Here is a 19,085-nt window from a genome sequence, read left to right as displayed (position 1 = left end):
CAAAGCCAGCCCGCAAAAGGCTGCAAAATCGACCCAGTCTTAACCCCCTCGGGGCGTCGTTTTACCCACCTGTTGCTGGCTCCATTACGCCGAACATCGGTGGCTCCATTACGGCGGTCGGTGACAGGAGTTCGGCTGGTGGTTGAGCACGTACACCGCGTTGGTTGCATAGCTGGTCGCCAGCGTATGGAAATCCGACTCACCCGTAAGCCCAAGCTGCTGCCAAGTCTTTCCGCCGTCCCGGCTCTTGATCAGGCCAAAGGGATTGGTCAGTCCGGAACCTGGTGCCGGGTGCCCGCTGCTGTACAACGCGTCGCGCGTGGCAGAGTACCCCATGTAGTCGTGCGTCGGCCCCGCAGCCTTGGACCAGCGTCCATCCTCGAAGACGGCCAAGCCATGGTGACTGGGGATCAGAAGCTGTTTGCCGTCAGCGCTGTAGGACAGCCCGTGGACATGCATCAGTGTGACAGGCTCGCCAGCGTGAACCGGGGACGCCGCGAGGATGCCAAGCGCCAATGCGAGCGTCAAGGCATGGAGAGGTCGTTGTTTGTGGCGCATGGCTATCCCTCGTGATGGTTGGGAAAGTGCATGAACGTATGGGCGTCACCTGGTTGAGAATCAGGCCCTGGGTCCCACGCCGATGTGCAGTGCCGATTCTCCAGAATAGTGGTGCGGGGGCACTTCGAGGTTGCTGGGAGCGGGTACGTTCTTGAAAACCCGGCCCGCGAGATCGAACTTCGATCCATGGCATGGGCAATAGAAGCCGCCCGGCCATGACGCCCCTATGTCGGCGGTACCCGGTTCTGGCCTGAAGGACGGGATACAACCCAGGTGGGTGCAGATCGCCACCAGCACGGCGATGTCCGGCTTGACCGAACGCAGATCGTTGCGGGCGTAGTCAGGCTGCTGCCCACGACGGCTCGAATGCGGGTCACTGAGCAAGTCGTCGTGGCTGCGCAAGGACTCGAGCATGCCCGTAGTACGGCGCAGCACCCACACCGGCTTGCCGCGCCACTCCACGGTCCGTAGTTCGCCGGGCTTGATGGACCCAACGTCGGCCTCTACAGGCGCACCGAATGCGCGCGCTCGTTCGCTTGGGGCCATGGAGGCCACGAAGGGCACGCTTGTCGCGACGATACCCGCACCGCCAGCCGCAGTCGCCGCCGTGAGCCACAGGCGACGTGCGGGGTCTGGAAGGATTGCTGTGCATGACATTTGCAGGCCTCGCCTGGAACAAGGGTGGATGGAGTGTGCTGCAGACTGCTGGTGAATGCAGGGCGTTCTGGCATTGCTCGCTAGGCCTTGTCCGGATCGCCATCGCGGACCCCGGATTCCGCCTTGCTTTCGCCGGGCTTGGCGCTCTCATTCTTCTGGTTGCCATTCATGCCCTTCATCATGAAGAGCATCGCCACCGGGCAGATGAGTGCCACCAAGAAAGGGGCGCTGGCCAGAATGAACGCGTGGGCCGCTGGTATTGCGAAGTAGGCGACCGCCAGGCCAAGGCCTAGCCAGACAGCCATCTTCACCAACATTTTTGAATCGCATTTCATGTTGCTCTCCTTTGAAATTAGGGGTCTCGCAGAGGTATCGTTAGACCGATGGGTCAGGTAAAACTTCTGCTCCGGTACGAAGATGGAGTAACTTTTCCACGGGCATAACCACTGCGATTCCCGCCCCAGGAACATCGGAACGAGCGGTCTCCATCAAGGCCTTGAGAAGCACCTCCACTTTCGATTCCTCCGTGAAGATCTCAATCTTGGTGTGTTCGCTGAGCCAGTCACTGGTAAAGAAATTCTTGTATTCGCCAAAGCCCTTGACTCTGGTAAGCGTGATACCTCCAACACCCATGCTCCTGAGTTGCCTTTCCAGGGACTCCACAGCCTCTGACGGGACAATTGCAACGACATACTTGAAGTTCATGATTTCCTCGCTGTCTTTCATAGTTCGGCATTCGATAGATCAAATGACTGAAGGCTGAGGTCGCCATCATGGCAATTTGATGCATCGGCACGATGAACAGTTTCCCGTCGCGCAAGCCAACATAGGCACCCTGGAAAGACCAAGTACGACCAGACCGCAGAAAGCACTGGCGCGACTGGCTTCCGATCACTCAGGTCTTGGCACCGACTCCGCAAGCCGGGACATCGTGCACGCGTTTGTCTCGACCACCGCGCCAGCAGCGCCTTGTGATTGGGCAAATCCACCTCGACCTTGGCACCTGGATCGGCTGAATTGAGGGCCGTGGTCACCGCGTTGACGCAGCGGCTGCAGGTCATAGGCCGAAGACCGAACGCCTTCATGATGGCGGCTCCTTGAAAGTAGGATCAACGCCTTCACTGTGAGGCATCCAACCGTGGCAATGTCAAGCGATTCGAAGGATCCCCACTTTTAAATCATGGAATTTTGGTCGACACCTTTGACTTTTCCATCGTGACAAGGTGGAGACTGCAATCAACGCTGTGACGTGGTGGCGACTCCCTTGACGCCAAGAGCGGCCGCTGAGCTTGGTCGTCGCCAGAGCGGCCATGGCGTTCAGCAGTGTCAGCGTGGTCGCCAACGCCTTGACGCTGCGCCGCAGGAAAGGAGACCGACCATGATGTACAACACCGCACCACGGCAAGAACAGGCTGCCGGCAAGTCGACGGGAGCCCGCCATCACCATATGCCCGCGCCGGTGATTGCGCAGCGGTTCAACATAGGACAGGCGGCCACACGCTCTGGCGTGACGGCCAAGATGATCCGTTATTACGAGTCCATGGGGTTGCTGCCCCCAGTGGCACGCACAGAGGCCGGCTACCGACTGTACGGGGACAACGAAGTCCATACGCTGCGCTTCATTGGCCGTGCGCGAAACCTCGGCTTTGGCATGAATGAGATCACCGAGTTGCTCAAGCTCTGGCAGAACCGTCACCGGGCGAACGCCGATGTCAGGCGCATCGCTCTAGCCCACATTGCCAACCTGGAGCATCGCGTGAGCCAGATGGTTTCGATGAAGCACACGATCGAGGTCTTGGTCACGTCCTGTCATGGAAATGAACGGCCAGTTTGTCCGATCCTCGATGAGCTCGCCAAGTGAGCGAGCGCCATTCGGATGTGGGTCCACGACCGATAAAAAAGGCATCACCCGTGCCCGCCCATCCAAGGCAAGAAGCGTCCATCGGTCAAGCACAAGCTCAGGTAGAGCAGGCCAACGCATTGCAGGCAGACCTGCTACGCATTGCGCCTTCGGCGCTGAAAGAGGACGATTCCGATCGGCCCTAACATCAAGGGGAATTTTTCATGGGATTGCTCCGCCGCCAATTTTTGTAGACCTCCGCTGCCGCCGCCACTGCGGTATTCGCCGGTTGTACATCAACATCTTTCAGTGATTCGAAACCAAGCTCCAACGGAAAGGGGAGTGGCACACCTAGCCGTCTTCTGGTCGAAAAGCGCTCGATTGAAGTTAACGGTCGTGCGGCCATGATGTTCCGACTTCAACAGCCAAACGGTACGCGCGGCCTCTTTCTCAATCCGGGAGAACGCTTCCTGGTCAATCTGGAGAACCGCATGGACGAAGCAACCATCGTCCACTGGCATGGGCAGACGCCCCCGCCCGACCAGGACGGTGTAAGTCAGTTCGGTATTCCGCTACTTCAGCCCGGCGAGCAGCGCGCCTATGATTTCGGCGCACGTCCTGGTACGTACTGGATGCATTCGCATCAAGGTTTTCAGCACCAGAAAATGTTGTCAGCTCCATTGGTAGTGCGCACAGCCGATGACGTGCGTGCTGACGCCCAAGAAGTAACGATATTTCTGGAAGATTTCTTGTTTCGTGACCCAGCCGAAATATTCACTGACTTGCAAGGCGGCAAATCAGAACATCACGATGCCATGGCAGGCATGGCAGGCATGGCAGGCATGGCAGGCATGATGCCGAGTAAAACTATGCCCGGCGCTCAAGAAATGCCAGGCATGAGTGGGATGAATGGCATGTCAGGCATGCAAATGGATTTGAATGATATCGAGTTCGACGCTTATCTCGCGAACGACCGCACGCTCGATGATCCAGAAATTATCCGAGTAGCCCAGGGTGGAAAAATCCGCTTGCGCGTTATCAATGGATCCGCTTCGACCAATTTCCATATTGATCTAGGGTCATTGCAAGGCACGATTGCGGCGGTCGACGGCGAGTTGGTCAAGCCATTGACGGGCCGTCGCTTCGGCTTGGCCATGGCCCAGCGGATCGACATTCTGGTCGACCTGCCGAAAAACGTTGGCGCTTGGCCAATCCTGGCGATGCGGGAAGGCGCCAGGCAGCAAACTGGCGTCATTCTTGCTACCGTCGGCGCAAACGTCGGCAAGCTGGCAAGCATGGCTGACACCATGGCCGGCCCCCTGACCTTCGACCTGGAAATGCAATTATCCGCGCTCACCCCATTGGAACTTCGTCCCGACACTACCCATTCCACGTTGAAGCTGACTGGTTCTATGGCGCCATATAGCTGGGGTATCAACGAAAAAGGCTGGAACAACCGGGATACCGTGAAGATCAGAAAAGGGCAACGCGTACTGATCACTTTTCAGAATACGACGATGATGGCACACCCCATGCACTTGCATGGTCACGCTTTCCAGGTTGTCGCGTTCAACGGCAAAGCATTTGCGGGAGCGATGCGCGATACGGTCCATGTACCGCCAATGGCAAAGGTAACTATCGCGTTTGATGCGGACAGCGCTGGCCAATGGTTATTGCATTGCCACAACACGTATCACATGGCGGCGGGCATGATTACTGAAGTAGCCTACGTCTAAAAATGTACGCTAGCTCAACCTGATAACGACAAGCATGGTGCTTCATGAGTGCGAATGAACGTTTATCTGAAGGCGTTGCCACGCCTGCGCCGTCGGCCCAGTATCTGGATGCCAAACGGACCATTCAGGAGATGGCAATGTCCAGCGGGCGCCACTTGCTGGATGCTCCCGTCATGCGCCTCTGCGTGATGGCTGTGTACGCTGGAATGCTGATCGCCGCCGGTGCATTGTTCTCTGTGCTGCTCTCCGCGGGGGTGGAGACGCAAGGTCCACGCCGGCTGCTCGAAGGTCTCGGCTTCACAGCCGGGTTCTGTTTCGTGATTCTGTCTCAGGCCGAGCTATTCACCGAAATCAATGTCGTCATGCCGGTGACCCTGCTTCACTACTCGAAATGGAGCCTTGTGGGGAAGGCGACGCGATTTTGGGCACTGGCTTTTGTCGGCAATCTTGTCGGCGCAATGGTGATTGGTTATCTCGTGGCTACTGTGCAGCACTATCCGCCGGAAATCGCTTCGCGCCTCGCGGAAATTGTCTCGACCAAGATGGCCTATCGCGAAATCGGTGGCGTCACCGGATGGCTTCAAGTCGTCCTGTCCGGAATGCTGGCGAACTGGCTGGTAGGCCTGGCAGCGTTCTTCGCCACCATGGGGCGCACCATCCTCGACAAGTTCATCCCGTTGTTCCTGGCGGTGTCACTCTTTGTCGCCGCGGGCTTTCAGCACAGTCCGGCGAACATGGCGTACTTTTCATTGGCTGCGGGGGCGGGTATGGGACCGACATGGAGCGCCGCACTGGGCTGGAGCATTGTCCCGGCGGCCATCGGAAATCTCCTCGGTGGCCTATTGTTTGTTGTCCTGCCGCTATGGATTGCTTTTGGCTCGAAACACAGCGCCATGATTGAAGGCGATAATTCTGGGGCCAAGTCATGAGCGCGGATGCCCACAAGCCACAAACCGTTGATGCAGTTGGAAGCGGCGTCAGGGAACGTAGACTGTTCAGGGCGAAGGTATCGCTGCGGCCCATTTGGAGCGCATTTTCGGCCACCTCTGCCGCGCCCAAGGCCAGCCCGGCGGAAACCAGGACCAACATCACATCAACGGTCGCCACGTACTGCGCGATCAGTGGCTCCTGCCCACACGTGCGAAGGAAGCGATCGATCTGGCACGCATGACCTTCGCAGATGGCGGGGTCGCCCAGCGTCAGGGGATAGCGCAGCACTTCCTTCGTCGGAACCTGCTTGAAGGCGAGCACGGGATGGCGGGCAGGCACCGCCATCATCAATTCATCCTCCCAAGCAGGAGTGACCACGATGCCATCGCCTGCATCTTCGGCCCTCGAAAACCCGGCGTCGTACAGGTCGTCGTGCAGTCCCTTGTCCAGTTCCTTGATGGTGCGGGACAGAAGCGACTGGTCGATGTGCAGCCGCTCGGCAATGCGGGCGAAGTGGAGTTCTTCGGCGACGGCCAGAAAACATCGGAGGTGACGCAATTCCATGAGTCAATGTCCTTATGAGACTCGATCGTGCTCGCTGTGGGGCCGCGGCAGCGCCAACCGCTGTTTCTTTCAAGTGGCGGCGTTCTCATGCACTGGCTCTGCAGTGACGTCCTCTTCTTGCTCATCTGGGCGATGAGCCAGCCGATACAGAATTGGCAACACGAGCAGCGTCAGTACGGTGGACGACAAGATGCCGCCGATAACCACGGTGGCCAGAGGCCGTTGGACTTCCGCGCCCGTTCCCGTGGCGATGGCCATCGGGATGAAGCCCAGCGACGCCACCAAGGCCGTCATCAACACGGGGCGCAAGCGGGTCAGCGCGCCCTCGCGGATGGCTGCGTCCAGCGGCGTTCCGCCCTCTCGCAGGCTGCGGATGTAGGAAATCATCACCAGGCCATTGAGCACGGCAACGCCCGATAGCGCGATGAAGCCCACGGCGGCCGAGATGGACATGGGAATGTCGCGCAGCCACAGCGCCAGGATGCCGCCGGTCAGTGCGAACGGAATGCCGGTAAAAACCAGCAAGCCATCCTTGACATTGCCGAACATGGCAAACAGCAGCACGAAGACCAGCAGCAGCGACACCGGAACGACGATCTGCAAGCGCTGGGTGGCGGATTGCAGGTTCTCGAAAGTGCCGCCCCAGCTCGTCCAGTAGCCTGTGGGAATCTTGACCTGCGCCAGCGCAGCCTCGGCGTCGGCCACGAAGGAGCCGACGTCGCGGCCACGCACGTTGGCGCTCACCACGATGCGGCGCTTGCCGTTTTCCCGGCTGACCTGGTTGGGGCCGGGTGCCAGCTCGAAGCTCGCCACCTCGGCCAGTTGGATGAAGTTGGTTCGTCCTTCGCCGCCACCTGTGCCGCGTGGCAACGGAATCGGCAGGCGCTTCATGCTTTCCAGGTCGTTGCGCAGGGACTCCGGCAGCCGAACCAGGATGTCAAATCGACGGTCCCCTTCAAACAGCGTACCGGCCTCGCGCCCGCCGATGGCCGTGGCCACTGCATCTTGGATGTCGGCCACGTTCAGCCCGTAGCGCGCGGACTTCTGACGATCAATGTTGACCGTGAGCATCGGCAATCCTGTGGTCTGTTCAACTTTGACCTCAGACGCACCGGGGATCTTCTGCAACATGGACGAGACTTCTTCGGCTGTCTTGTTCAATACGTCCATGTCGTCGCCGAAGATCTTCACCGCCACATCGCTGCGAACCCCTGATATGAGTTCGTTGAACCGCAGTTGGATCGGCTGGGAGAACTCGTAGTTGTTGCCCGGTATCTTGCCCACCACCTCCTGCACGGCGGCCAGCAATTCGTCGCGTGACTTGCGCGGCTCGGGCCATTCAGACATGGGCTTGAGCATGATGTAGCCGTCGGAAATGTTCGGTGGCATGGGGTCGGAGGCAATTTCTGCCGTTCCAGTACGCGCGAAGACACGGTCGATCTCGGGGAACTTGGCTTTCAGCGTTGCTTCCAGTTGCTGCTGCATCGCCACCGATTGGGACAAACTGGTGCCTGGAATGCGCAAGGCCTGGATGGCGAAGTCACCTTCGTTCAAACCTGGAATGAACTCACTGCCCATGCGGGTCGCGATCAATCCGCACAACACCACCGCCACTGCGGCGACTGTCAGGACGACGGCCTTGGCCGCCATCACGCGGTCCAGCAGGGGGCCGTACCAGCGCTTGGCTTGAACCATCAAGAAGTTTTCCTTCTCGCTGACCCGATGGCCGATGAACAGAGCGACCGCCGCCGGAATGAAAGTCACCGACAGGATCATGGCCCCCACGAGCGCGGCTACCACCGTGAACGCCATCGGGTGGAACATCTTCCCCTCGACGCCGGTCAGGGCGAAGATGGGCAGGTACACCACCATGATGATGAGCTGCCCGAACAGCAGCGCACGGCGTGATTCCTTGGATGCCAGGAACACCTCGTGAAAGCGCTCCGCCCGCGTCAAGGGCCTGCCCTGGTGCGCCTGCGCATGGGCCAGTCGGCGCACGCAGTTCTCGACGATCACCACCGCCCCGTCGATGATGATGCCGAAGTCCAGCGCCCCCAGACTCATCAGATTGGCGCTCACCTTGTAGTGCACCATGCCCGTGAAGGTGAACAGCATCGACAAGGGAATCACCGTCGCCGTGATGATGGCCGCTCGGATGTTGCCCAGGAACAGGAACAGGATCACGATCACCAGAATCGCGCCTTCCAACAAGTTCTTCTTGACCGTGCTGATGGCTTTGTCCACCAAAACAGTACGGTCGTAGACGGTCACCGCATGGACCCCCTCAGGCAGGCTGCGGTTGATCTCCACCATCTTCTTGTCGACGGCTTGCGAAACCGTTCGGCTGTTTTGGCCAATCAGCATGAAGACCGTGCCCAGCACCACTTCGCGGCCGTTGTCTGTGGCTGCGCCGGTGCGCAGTTCGCGCCCCAGCCCCACGTCAGCCACGTCGCGCACCCGGATTGGCACGCCGCCCGCGCTGCTGAGGATGACATTGCCAATGTCCTCCAGCGTCTTGACTTGCCCAGGTGCCCGGACCAGGTACTGTTCGCCGCGCTTTTCGATGTAACCCGCACCCACGTTGCCGTTGTTTCGATCCAGCGCCGTCACGATGTCCTGTAGGGTGACGCCCAGCGAGGCCAGTCGCTCGGGTATCGGCGAGATTTGGTATTCCTTGGCATAGCCGCCAATCGAGTTGATCTCCGTCACGCCGGGCACGTTGCGCAACTGCGGCTTGATGATCCAGTCCTGAATCTCGCGCAGGTCGGTGGCCGTGTAGGGCATCCCATCAGGTTTCTTGGCGCCGTCCTTGGCCTCGACCGTCCACAGGTAAATCTCGCCCAGGCCGGTGGAGATTGGCCCCAGCGCAGGCGTGATGCCGGAAGGCAGTTTTTCCCGCGCCTCCTGGATGCGTTCATTGACCAACTGGCGCGCGAAGTAGATGTCGGTGCCGTCCTTGAAGATCACGGTCACTTGCGACAGTCCATAGCGCGACAGGGAACGGGTCTGCTCCAGGTTGGGCAGGCCCGCCATCACGGTTTCAATCGGGTAGGTCACCCGTTGCTCGGTCTCCAGCGGTGAATATCCTGGCGCTTGGGTATTGATCTGTACCTGGACGTTGGTGATGTCCGGTACGGCATCGATGGGGAGCTTTTGGTAGTTGAACACGCCGACGGCAGCCATACCGATGACTGCCAGCAACACCAACCATCGGTGCTCGATGGCTGCGCGAATGAGTTTTTCAAACATGTGCGTTGCTCCGGCATCAATGGGTGTGTTCGGCAGAGGCTTTGCCAAGCTCTGACTTCACGACAAAACTGCCAGCCGACGCATACGGAGCCCCCGCCTTCAGCCCTTGAACCACCTCGACGCGCTTGCCATCACTACGGCCCAACTGCACGGGCTGGGCAATGAAGCCACCATTCACTTTCAAAAACACGACGGGCTTGTCGCCCACGGTCTGAATGGCATCACCGGCCACCGTCACGGGCACGTCGGCCTCAGATGAGGTCACTTCCACGTTGACAAACAGTCCGGGACGCCAAGCGCCTTGGGGGTTGGACAAGACCACGCGGGCCTTGGCCATGCGGGTTTGTTCGCCAATCAGCGCGCCAACAAAGGTGATGGTGCCTTGCGCGCTGGCATCGAATGCCGTTGCCTTGATGGTGACCTTTTCGCCGACCCTGACCAGTGGCAAGTCCTTGGCGGGTATGTTGATTTCAGCCCAGACCTGTCCCAGATCGGACACGGTGAACACGGCGGCGTCTTCCTTGACGGCCTCACCCAGGCTGAGATGCTTTTCAATCACCAGGCCATCGAACGGGGCGCGCAACTCAAAGCGATTCAGCCCTCCCGAAGATCCCGCGCTCAACCCCAAGGCCGACAGCTTCTGCTGAGCATTGGCCACAGCGACTTGCGCCTCGTTTAACGCCTGCCCTGCTTGTAGGTAGTCCTGCTCGGCGGAAATTTTCTGCTCCCAGAGCCGCTTTTCACGCTCGAACGTGGTCTTAGCCAAGGCCAGACGCTTTTGTGCTGTCTGCAACTCGCTGCGCTGCTCAGACGCAGCCGGGCTGGCAATGACTGCGAGAACCTGTCCCTTCTTGACTGCTTGACCCAGACTGGCCTGAACGCTCTCGACCACTCCTGCAATGCGTGGGACAACGTGCGACGTCCGGTCTTCGTTCAAGCGAATTTCCCCGGGCAATTGCAAGGCTGACTTGATTCGTGCCGCGCCAGCCGTGTCGATGCTAATGGATGCCGCTTTGATTTGTGCATCACTGAGTTCGACTTTCCCCTCCTCTTGGTTGAGGACAAACATGAAGGGTTCGTTGGCTGTCTGGGCAACGATGCTGATCTCGAACGCGTGCGGCTCCGGCACGACCTCGCGGCTCAGCAGGCTGTCCTTGTCAGGCGCGAAGTTGAGCGCCTGCTTCTCGCCGGTCAAGCGCGTGACGGTGGCGCTGACCTTTGCAGTGTTGCTGGCAAGTGGTTTGCCCTTGTCATAGAGCCAGATTCGCAAACGAGGCTCACCGCCTTCCTCCGCGAGCAACGCCTCCAATCCGAAATCCCCTTCATTGAACAGTTTGCCGCCATGCACCCCCTTGCTCGGCCCTTCGTGGTGCTCACCGTCCGCATGGCCCTTGTCGTGGTCGTGCTGGTCACCACTTGCCTTGTCGTGATGCTCACCATCACTGTGCGCCTTGGACTCAACGTGGCTGCCGTGACCGTGGCCATCACCTTCGGCTGTCTTGGTTGCTTTGCCGCCGAGAATGGCGCTGCCCAGTACGACGCCCGTCGCAGCGATCACGGCGATGGCGATCAACTGCTTCTTGCTGACGCTCAGTTTGTTCGTGTCGATTTTCATGTTTATTCCTTGTTCGCTGGCGGGGTGGCACTTGCGGCGGATTCGCCGAGCACTCGGTCAATGTCCGCCGCTGCGCGATGCGCTTCAGCCAGTGCTTTGAGGTATTGGGATTGGGCGGCGAAGTAGGTGCGCTGTGCGTCCAGCACTTCCAGGAAGTTGAACTTGCCGTTTTCAAACCCGACGGTGGCCGCGTCGTAGGCGCTCTTGGCCCCAGGCAACACCTCCCGCTGCAACACGTCGATTTCTCCGCGAACCGACGCCAGCCGCTCGCGGGCTTGCAGAACCTCCGTGTCAAGGCGCACATTCAACGCTTGGAGTTCGTCCCGCGCCTTGTCTTCACGCTTCAACGCCTCCAGCAAGTTGCCCTGATTGCGATCAAACAAAGGCAGCGGCACGGAAACGCCGAGCATCAATTGATTGCGCTGAAGCTCGTTCGGGCGTTTCACGCCCAGGCTGACCGTGATGTCGGGGGTTTGCTTGCTGCGCTCCACATCGGCCAGCGACCTACGGCGTTCGACCTCCAATTGCGCCCGGCGCAGTGCCGACGAGGCCGACAGGCGCTGCTGAATGTCATCCAAAGAAGGGATAACCGGAAGATCGTCCACGCTGCCTGCCACCTGGGTAAATCGCGGTGGATTGGCTCCCAGTAAGCTCGCCAAACGCGCCCGCGCACTGCGTTGCTCGCTCTGGGCCTGCGCCAGTTCAACCCGTACTCCCGCCTCGGCCACCCGAGCCTTGGTTTCTTCGACTGGAGAAACCTTGCCCGCCGCCACGCGTTTGGCAACAGCATCGGTGGCTCGTCTTGCCAGATCGGCGCTGGCTTGGGCCAGTGCTGCGCGTTCCTGTGCCGCCAAAGTCTCGAAGAAGGCCGCGACTACGGCGGCGCGAACTTCGACGCGGCGCACGTTCAGTTCTTCGGCTGCAATGTCGCGTCCTCGCTCTGCCGCCGTGATACGGGCAGCGCGCTTGCCACCCATTTCGATGGGCAGATTGATCTGCACGCTTTGTGTGCGGGTCTGCGCCCGCTGGTCTTCCAGTAAGTACGCCAGTTCTGGATTTGGGCGAGCTTGCCCCTGGATCACCTGACCTTGCGTCGCCTCGATTTCCCGCCTTGCGATAGCCAGATCTAGATTGCCATCCAGGGCTAGCGCGATGGCCTTTTGCAGCGTCAGGAGTGCCGCCGCCTCGGCTTGCAAGCCGCTGTTGACGGTGTCTTGTGCTGCTGGCAGCGCCTGAGCGAAAGCCGCCCCTGCGGTGAGCGCAATGAGCAAGCCTGTCGCAGCCGCAACTTTTGAGGCGCAGTGGACGGAGACTGACTCCCGTCGTTTGTGATTGTGATGACCCTTTAACATCCGATTCTCCAGTGATATTCAAATACACGAGGGAATCGGCGGAGAGCGATCGAAACGATCGCCTGCTACGTCGTCACGTCAGCCGCACGAAGTCGGCTGGATACGGTCACGCGCCATGCATGACCGTATTGGTGGCGACGAAGGGAAAGGAACGCGCTCCCCGCCGATCAGGCGAGGGCACGCCATCGAGGGCGGTCGAGGCGTTCGAAAGGGGGCGATGTGAGATGCGTCCCGTGATCTGCTGTATGCAGAGACGATTCGGCCAGCGACGCAACCGTGACTACCCCAGGCAAGGCCGACAAGCATCCGGCGTGGCAGGAGGCGCAATCAGGATCGCCGCCAATGGTCTTGGTTGGATCGGGGGATGCGTCCTTGCCGTCCGCAGTTTTATGCTGATGGTCATGGTGACCGATGTGCTTGGCTGCGGCACCGGTTTCGTGTCGGCAATAGCCTGCTACCGCCGCCCAGCTGAGCTGCAGCGGCATGAACACCAACAGAAAAATTACCAGCCATTTACGCACAGGGCAAACAGTGTAGCAGCTACGGGCTTTAATCTGCCACTCCTTCACCACTTGGGTTTGTCTCAGAGCCCTGTGTGCGTAGCGTGCCTCCACACGGGTTCATCCGGAATCAAATCAGGGCCGCTTCTGTATTCGACGAGGTGTGGCCGCTTTGACGAACCGAGGCGGCACGGGGGCACGGCAGCGCAGGGTACTGGCGGCAGCAGTGTCAACCGCCGGAATACAGTTCCAGTCGCGCACGCTGTGCTTCCGGTGCTTCGCTACGCATCTCATCGACAACCTGCTGGCGCGTCTTCGGCGCTTCGGAACTCTTGATGGGCACCGGCAGTCCACGCTGCATCAACGCAAGCGTACCGTCCTTGCGAGCTGTCTGGACCTCGGCCATCACCTGTTCGCGGGTCTTGGTGCTCTTGAAGTGATCGGGGTGGTACGTGAAGCCCTGTTCCGTGGGTGCGGCATGCCAGAGCGAATTGGCCTGGGCCGCCATCGGCAGGGCCGTAGCCAGGACGACAATCTTCAGGGTGACAAGATGGGTCAGTTTCATTGCATAGTCCTTTCCAGTGTGATTTGCAAAAAATCGATATACCCGAAGGCATGAGCACAATGTAAGAACCAGCACCGAACAGGAGTAAAACGTGCAGATGACAATTTGGACAGGTTGCGAGAGGCCGTGGAAGGAACGGTACGCATGAAGCTGCTGATCGTGGAAGACGAAGCCAAGATCGCGGACTATCTTCGCAAGGGGCTCGCTGAAGAAGGCTACGTGATCGACGTGGCGGCCAACGGCATCGATGGCCTCCACATGGCCTCGCACGGCAATCACGACCTGATCGTTCTCGACGCCATGCTGCCGGGCATCGATGGCTTCGGCTTGCTGGCTGCGCTGCGGCAGAGCAAGCAGACGCCGGTGATCATGTTGACGGCCCGCCACCGCATCGAAGACCGGGTGCGCGGACTGAAGACGGGAGCGGACGATTACCTCGTCAAGCCATTTGCCTTTTCCGAACTGGTGGCCCGCATCGAGGTGCTGCTGCGCCGCGCTGCTGGTACTGCACCCGCACCCGATGCGCTGGTGCTGGGTCTGGGGGACTTGCAAATGGACCTGGCGAGGCGGCGCGCCACTCGGGCCGGCCAGCGCATCGACCTGTCGGCCAAGGAGTTCCAGTTGCTGACGCTGCTTCTGCGTCGCAAGGGCGAGGTTCTGTCGCGCACCGAGATCGCCGAGCAGGTGTGGGACGTGAACTTCGACCACGGCACAAACGTGATCGACGTCGCTGTGCGTCGGCTGCGGAACAAGCTCGACCTGCCCTTCGAGCGTCCGCTGCTGCACACGGTCCGTGGCATGGGCTACGTGCTCGAAGATCGTCAGCCGTGAGACCGAGGCTTGCCGGATCGCTGGGACGGCGGCTGGCCCGCTGGCTCGCCCTTCTCACGCTAGTGGGGCTCGCCTTGACCTGCCTGGGGGTCTATACCGTCACCGCGCTGAGCTTCAAGGACCGGCAGATGGACACGCTGCGGCAGAAGCAGATCCAGGTGAACCATCTCATTACCGAGTCGGGAGAACTGGACGGCGGCACGCTTGCACACAAGCTCGACGACGGCATGGTCGGCCGGCAGGACATGAAGGTGATCCTGACCAGCGCCGACGGCAACATTCTCTATGCCAGTTCGGCAATTCCAATTGATTCCCGCACGATCGACCTGCGATTCGAGGCCACGACCGGCACCACCCCCGTCCAGGCGGTGCTGAGCCTTGACGTCAGCGAGGACGATCGTGTGCTCGAACGCTTGGCCCGCACTCTGGTCGCGGCTGCGCTCGCCGGAGCGGTGGTGATTGCTGCTGGCGGATTCACGCTGGTGCAAATCGGGCTGCGTCCCGTACGCGATCTCTCGGCACAAATCCAGGCACTGGAGGCCGATACCCTGCATCGGCTTTTGGATGGCTCCGCCCAACCCGACGAACTGGTTCCGCTGGTGGCCCATGTCAACGAGCTGCTGAAACGTCTGCACAAAGCCTATGAACAACTGGAAGCATTCAATGCCGATGTTGCGCACGAACTGTTCACGCCGTTGGCGACCCTGATGGTGAGCACCGAGGTCGCTTTGCGCAAGGCACGCGATGCCGACGCGCTACGGGATGTGTTGGGTTCGCATCTCGAAGACCTCCAGCGCATGTCGATGATCGTGCAGGACATGCTCTTCCTGTCGCAAGCCGACCGTGGAGCTGAAGCCCGCCGCGAGCACGTCGGCAGCCTGGCCGGCGTTGTGCGCGCGGTGGTGGATCTGCACGAGGCGGCCATCGAGGAAGCCGGTCTTCAGGTCCGTATCGACGGCGATGCCACATGCACGGCCGACGTGCGCTTGCTACAGCGCGCGCTATCCAACCTAATCGGCAACGCAACCCGGCACGCACATTTGCACAGCACCGTCTTCGTGCAGATCCATCGGCTGGACGGCGAGGTAGCCCTGCGGGTGTTGAACCAAGGCCACACCATTGCTGCCGAACATCTGCCACATCTATTCAACCGCTTCTATCGGGCGGATGCAGCGCGGTCGGACGCCGCCCGCAATCATGGACTGGGCTTGGCCATCGTGGCCGCCATCGCCCGCATGCACGGAGGGCGGATCATGGCCGAGTCGAGCGATGGCGTCACGTCCATCGGGCTCGCGGTGCCTGACTTCCACACACAATAGTTACAACTGATTGAGCACCACCAACAGGCTGGCCTCCACTAACCAATTGCTTCCTCCAGCAGGAGAAGCGCCAGAAAGCCGGCAAAGAATATCGCCGTCACCCATGGGCGATCTGGCGTCTCGTGCGCTTCAATCAACAGTTCTTCGGTCACGAGGTAGAGCAGTGCTATCAGACCAAACGCGAAGAAGCCGGTCAGAGCGGGACTGGGTAACAAGGCCACCGGCGCTCCGAGCAAAGCCCCGATCGGTAGCAAAAACACGAGGGCGGCCGTGATTCCAACGACCTTGGCACGGGAGCGAACGCTCTCGCCGAGTTCCGTCGCCACCGTCAAGCCAAGGAACAGCACTTCGATGGTCAGGGCGATGGTCAGCAGCAGGCCGACTTTCGGGCCAGCCGCAAACCCAATGCCGAGTACCAAGCCATCTATCAGGATGTCGACGCCGATCGCTGTCAAGAGACCGGCTGGCCCTTTCGCCCACGTTTTCAACTGCTTCACCAGTAGCATGGTGGCGACGCCGATCGCACCGCCGATCAGCGTTGCCCAAGGCGAACCCTGGTGCATGATGTCGGGCAGGATTTCGCCAGCCGCCGCTGCGAACACGACGCCAGCGGCAAAGTGCTGAATCGCGCTGACAAGTGTTGGCCCTGGGCGCGCGTTCACCGCGACCGTGGCGCCGATGATGGCGGCCGCTGCCGGGATCAAGGTGTAAAGCCAGGCCGAGATCGCCATGCCTCAGATCACCGCGTTGCCACACTGAGCACAGAATTTCGCGCCGGTCGGAATGACGCTACTGCACTTCGTGCATGAAGCCGGCACCAGCGATGTCCCGCACTGGCTGCAAAAGCGAGAGCCTTGCGGATTGATCGCTTTACATTGCGAGCATGGGATGCCGCTGACCGAAGGCGCTGGATTGCGTCCCCAGTCGTGACCGCTCGGACTGCCGTGGCCGTGGCTATTTCCATGCCCGTGAGAGCTGCCATGCCCCCCGCCGTGATCGCCGCCATGCCCGCCAAGAATTCGATCCCAGATTCCCATTTTCAATACTCCAGACTTCGGTTTACTGGTCCGCCCGCTTCCCGAGCAGCCGCAATCCGTTGAACACCACCAGCAAACTCGCCCCCATGTCGGCGAACACGGCCATCCACATAGTGGCATTGTCGAAGATGGCCAGCAGCAGGAATACCAGCTTGATGCCCAGCGCGAGACTGATGTTTTGCCAAAGTACGGCGTGGGTGCGCTTGGAGAGTCGTATCGTTTCCGGCAGACGACGCAGGTCATCGTTCATGACGACGACATCGGCGGCCTCCATCGCAATGTGGGTCCCTGCAGCGCCCATGGCAAAGCCAATGTCAGCCTTGGCAAGAGCGGGCGCGTCATTGATGCCGTCGCCAGTCATCGCCGTGATGCCCACGCGCTGCTGAAGTTCGCCGATGGCCTGCAACTTGTCTTCGGGTAGCAGGTTGCCACGCACCTCGGCTATGCCCGCCTGGGAGCCAACCGTGCGCGCGGTTGCGACGTTGTCCCCTGTGAGCATGACTGGTGTCACGCCCAGCGACTTCAGGTCGGCTACGGCCTGCGCGGAGGATGGCTTGATGGTGTCCGCCACCGCACAGATCGCCATGACACGCTCGCTGTTGGCAAGAAGCGTGACGGTGCGGCCAGCTTGTTCATGCACTGCAAGGCGGGCTTCGAGTTCAGCCGAGCATTGCCCCCGCTCTTCGATCCAACGGTGGTTGGCCAGCGCGTAGGGGTGATCGCCGATCACCCCTTGCACGCCGCGCCCTGCAACGGCTTGAAACTCTCCCACCTCTTGATCGGCGGTTGACAGCCCCTCTGCGATGGCTTTGGAAACCGGGTGATCCGAGCGACCGGCAAGACTTTTCGCAAGCCCCTCCAGAGCCCATTGATCGAGACTTGAGTCCACAGGCTCGAAGGCCACCAGTTTTGGCTTGCCTTCGGTGATGGTGCCGGTCTTGTCCAATGCCACAGCTTTGATCTTGCGCGCATCCTCCAGGTAAACGCCGCCTTTGATCAAGATCCCCCGCCTTGCCCCAGCCGCCAAGCCGCTGACGACCGTGACAGGTGTGGAAATGACCAAGGCGCAGGGGCAGGCGATGACCAGCAGCACCAGGGCCTTGTAGACGGCCTGCATCCAGCTCAAGTCCGCGATCCACGGCGCTAACAACGCAACTGCCACTGCCAAAATGAAAACTGCGGGTGTGTAGATGGCGGCGAACCGATCCACGAAACGCTGGGTTGGCGCACGGGATGACTGCGCCTGCTCGACGGCGTGGATGATGCGCGCCAGGGTGCTGTCCGAAGCGGGCGCGGTGACTCGGATTTCCAGTGCTGCAGACTGGTTGATGGTGCCTGCATAGACTTCGTCGCCTGGGGCCTTGTCTACCGGCAGGCTTTCCCCTGTCACAGCAGACTGGTCGATGGCACTCTGGCCGAGCGCCACGATGCCATCCAGAGGAACGCGCTCTCCTGGGCGGATGCGCACTATCGCGTCGACAGCGACCGCTTTGACGCCGAAGCGCATCCAGCTGCCATCCCCTTGGCGCACCTCGGCTTGCTCCGGTGCGAGAGCCAGCAAGCTCTTGATGGCGTTCCGCGCCCGATCTACAGCCCGCGCCTCGATGGCTTCTGCGATGGCATACAAGGCCATCACCATGGCGGCTTCTGGCCACTGGCCTATCAAGAAGGCGCCTGTCACGGCCACAGTCATCAGGGCATTGATGTTCAAGCGGCCCTGTCGCAGCGCGGAAAGACCTTTGCCGTAGACCGAGAAGCCCGCCAGTGCGATGGCCACTGCGGCCAGCGCCATCCCCAGCGCTCTTGCTGGCCAACTATCCGGAAAGGCGAATGCCAAGCTTTCAGCCGCCAATGCCAAGCCTAAGGCACCAATCAATTTGCCCCATGCAATCCAGAAGCCTGTTGGCGAGGCAGCGGTAGCTCCCTCCGATTGATCTTCCACGCCGAGTGGCTCCGGTTTGAAGCCCGCCTTGCGAATCGCATCCAGTGCCTGCAGCAAAGCGCGGTCATCGGCTGCGATGGCCAACTCGCGATCTCCCAAGTTGAACTGCAAGCCACGAATGCCTGCCAGGCCGTCCAGCGCTTGACGGATTTCTGACTCTTCCGAAGCGCAGTCCATGTTCGCGATCCGAAATCGCTGTGGCGCGGCAGTCGCCGCACTAGACGCCGCCGGCTCACTCACGACTGGCGGTGCAGCGCAGCCACTTCCACAGCCAGTGTCAACTTTTTGGCGTTGGCGAGCAGGGTTCATGATCTTCTCCTTGTCGGATGGATTAGAAACCCTGTAGCCACTGCAGTGTCAAGTGCCTACAATAACTAGGAAATAACCCGC

Annotated in this window: 16 protein-coding genes and 2 pseudogenes; 6 read left to right on the top strand and 12 right to left on the bottom strand. The window is 60.4% G+C overall.

Annotation, left to right across the window (positions count from 1 at the left end):
* Positions 1-108: 108 nt before the first annotated feature.
* The 4 genes from ACX12L_RS09860 to ACX12L_RS09845 all read right to left on the bottom strand — a co-directional run bounded on the left by ACX12L_RS09860 (position 109) and on the right by ACX12L_RS09845 (position 1,941).
* A complete protein-coding gene (locus ACX12L_RS09860; protein WP_459262372.1) occupies positions 109-558 on the bottom strand; it encodes a hypothetical protein in 450 nt (149 codons plus the stop codon).
* A gap of 60 nt (positions 559-618) precedes the next feature.
* The gene (petA, locus tag ACX12L_RS09855) at positions 619-1,215 is read right to left on the bottom strand and encodes a ubiquinol-cytochrome c reductase iron-sulfur subunit (RefSeq protein WP_172206886.1); all 597 of its coding nucleotides are present in this window, start codon (positions 1,213-1,215) and stop codon (positions 619-621) included.
* 80 nt (positions 1,216-1,295) lie between these two features.
* Positions 1,296-1,550: a DUF2933 domain-containing protein gene (locus ACX12L_RS09850; protein ID WP_172206885.1), complete on the bottom strand. Its 255-nt coding sequence runs from the start codon at positions 1,548-1,550 to the stop codon at positions 1,296-1,298.
* Between the two features lie 40 nt (positions 1,551-1,590).
* Complete coding sequence (locus tag ACX12L_RS09845) at positions 1,591-1,941, bottom strand: P-II family nitrogen regulator (RefSeq protein WP_236598196.1); 351 nt, start codon at positions 1,939-1,941, stop codon at positions 1,591-1,593.
* Between the two features lie 572 nt (positions 1,942-2,513).
* Here ACX12L_RS09845 and ACX12L_RS09840 point away from each other — a divergent pair.
* The 4 genes and pseudogenes from ACX12L_RS09840 to ACX12L_RS09825 all read left to right on the top strand — a co-directional run.
* Positions 2,514-2,597: pseudogene (locus ACX12L_RS09840) on the top strand (HAD-IC family P-type ATPase); the annotation flags it as partial.
* A gap of 65 nt (positions 2,598-2,662) precedes the next feature.
* Positions 2,663-3,076 carry a Cu(I)-responsive transcriptional regulator gene (gene cueR / locus ACX12L_RS09835; RefSeq protein WP_172209251.1) on the top strand — a complete coding sequence of 138 codons (414 nt, stop codon included), beginning with the start codon at positions 2,663-2,665 and terminating at the stop codon, positions 3,074-3,076.
* Between the two features lie 383 nt (positions 3,077-3,459).
* Positions 3,460-4,791, top strand: a complete 1,332-nt coding sequence (locus ACX12L_RS09830; RefSeq protein ID WP_201395553.1) for a multicopper oxidase family protein — start codon at positions 3,460-3,462, stop codon at positions 4,789-4,791.
* A 44-nt stretch (positions 4,792-4,835) separates the two neighbouring features.
* On the top strand, positions 4,836-5,720 hold the full coding sequence (locus ACX12L_RS09825) for a formate/nitrite transporter family protein (protein WP_172206882.1): 885 nt from the start codon (positions 4,836-4,838) through the stop codon (positions 5,718-5,720).
* 100 nt (positions 5,721-5,820) lie between these two features.
* Here the strand turns inward: ACX12L_RS09825 and ACX12L_RS09820 are convergent.
* The 5 genes and pseudogenes from ACX12L_RS09820 to ACX12L_RS09800 form a co-directional block, all read right to left on the bottom strand.
* Positions 5,821-6,285, bottom strand: a pseudogene (locus ACX12L_RS09820) (LysR substrate-binding domain-containing protein); the annotation flags it as partial.
* A 69-nt stretch (positions 6,286-6,354) separates the two neighbouring features.
* Positions 6,355-9,534, bottom strand: coding sequence for a CusA/CzcA family heavy metal efflux RND transporter (locus ACX12L_RS09815; RefSeq protein ID WP_201395552.1), 3,180 nt, complete (start codon positions 9,532-9,534; stop codon positions 6,355-6,357).
* A 16-nt stretch (positions 9,535-9,550) separates the two neighbouring features.
* Complete coding sequence (locus tag ACX12L_RS09810) at positions 9,551-11,149, bottom strand: efflux RND transporter periplasmic adaptor subunit (protein ID WP_305792970.1); 1,599 nt, start codon at positions 11,147-11,149, stop codon at positions 9,551-9,553.
* 2 nt (positions 11,150-11,151) lie between these two features.
* Positions 11,152-12,501 (bottom strand): TolC family protein, encoded by a 1,350-nt coding sequence (locus tag ACX12L_RS09805; protein WP_172206880.1) that lies wholly within the window; start codon positions 12,499-12,501, stop codon positions 11,152-11,154.
* Between the two features lie 729 nt (positions 12,502-13,230).
* Positions 13,231-13,566 (bottom strand): DUF4148 domain-containing protein, encoded by a 336-nt coding sequence (locus tag ACX12L_RS09800; protein ID WP_172206879.1) that lies wholly within the window; start codon positions 13,564-13,566, stop codon positions 13,231-13,233.
* 144 nt (positions 13,567-13,710) lie between these two features.
* Between ACX12L_RS09800 and ACX12L_RS09795 the strand changes: the two genes are divergently transcribed.
* Together ACX12L_RS09795 and ACX12L_RS09790 are read left to right on the top strand one after the other, a co-directional pair.
* Positions 13,711-14,397: a heavy metal response regulator transcription factor gene (locus tag ACX12L_RS09795; protein ID WP_172206878.1), complete on the top strand. Its 687-nt coding sequence runs from the start codon at positions 13,711-13,713 to the stop codon at positions 14,395-14,397.
* Positions 14,398-14,525: 128 nt separating this feature from the next.
* The gene (locus tag ACX12L_RS09790; RefSeq protein WP_172209247.1) at positions 14,526-15,716 is read left to right on the top strand and encodes a heavy metal sensor histidine kinase; all 1,191 of its coding nucleotides are present in this window, start codon (positions 14,526-14,528) and stop codon (positions 15,714-15,716) included.
* Positions 15,717-15,754: 38 nt separating this feature from the next.
* On the opposite strand, the gene ACX12L_RS09785 is transcribed toward ACX12L_RS09790, so the two are convergent.
* The 3 genes from ACX12L_RS09785 to ACX12L_RS09775 are packed head-to-tail and all read right to left on the bottom strand — an operon-like array spanning position 15,755 to position 19,004.
* Positions 15,755-16,447: a ZIP family metal transporter gene (locus ACX12L_RS09785; RefSeq protein ID WP_172206877.1), complete on the bottom strand. Its 693-nt coding sequence runs from the start codon at positions 16,445-16,447 to the stop codon at positions 15,755-15,757.
* Positions 16,448-16,450: 3 nt separating this feature from the next.
* Positions 16,451-16,753 carry a double zinc ribbon domain-containing protein gene (locus ACX12L_RS09780; protein ID WP_172206876.1) on the bottom strand — a complete coding sequence of 101 codons (303 nt, stop codon included), beginning with the start codon at positions 16,751-16,753 and terminating at the stop codon, positions 16,451-16,453.
* A 22-nt stretch (positions 16,754-16,775) separates the two neighbouring features.
* Complete coding sequence (locus ACX12L_RS09775) at positions 16,776-19,004, bottom strand: heavy metal translocating P-type ATPase (protein ID WP_172206875.1); 2,229 nt, start codon at positions 19,002-19,004, stop codon at positions 16,776-16,778.
* Positions 19,005-19,085: the final 81 nt, after the last annotated feature.

This window comes from Alicycliphilus sp. T452, from assembly GCF_054512775.1.
This window is presented reverse-complemented; position numbering and strand designations above follow the sequence as displayed.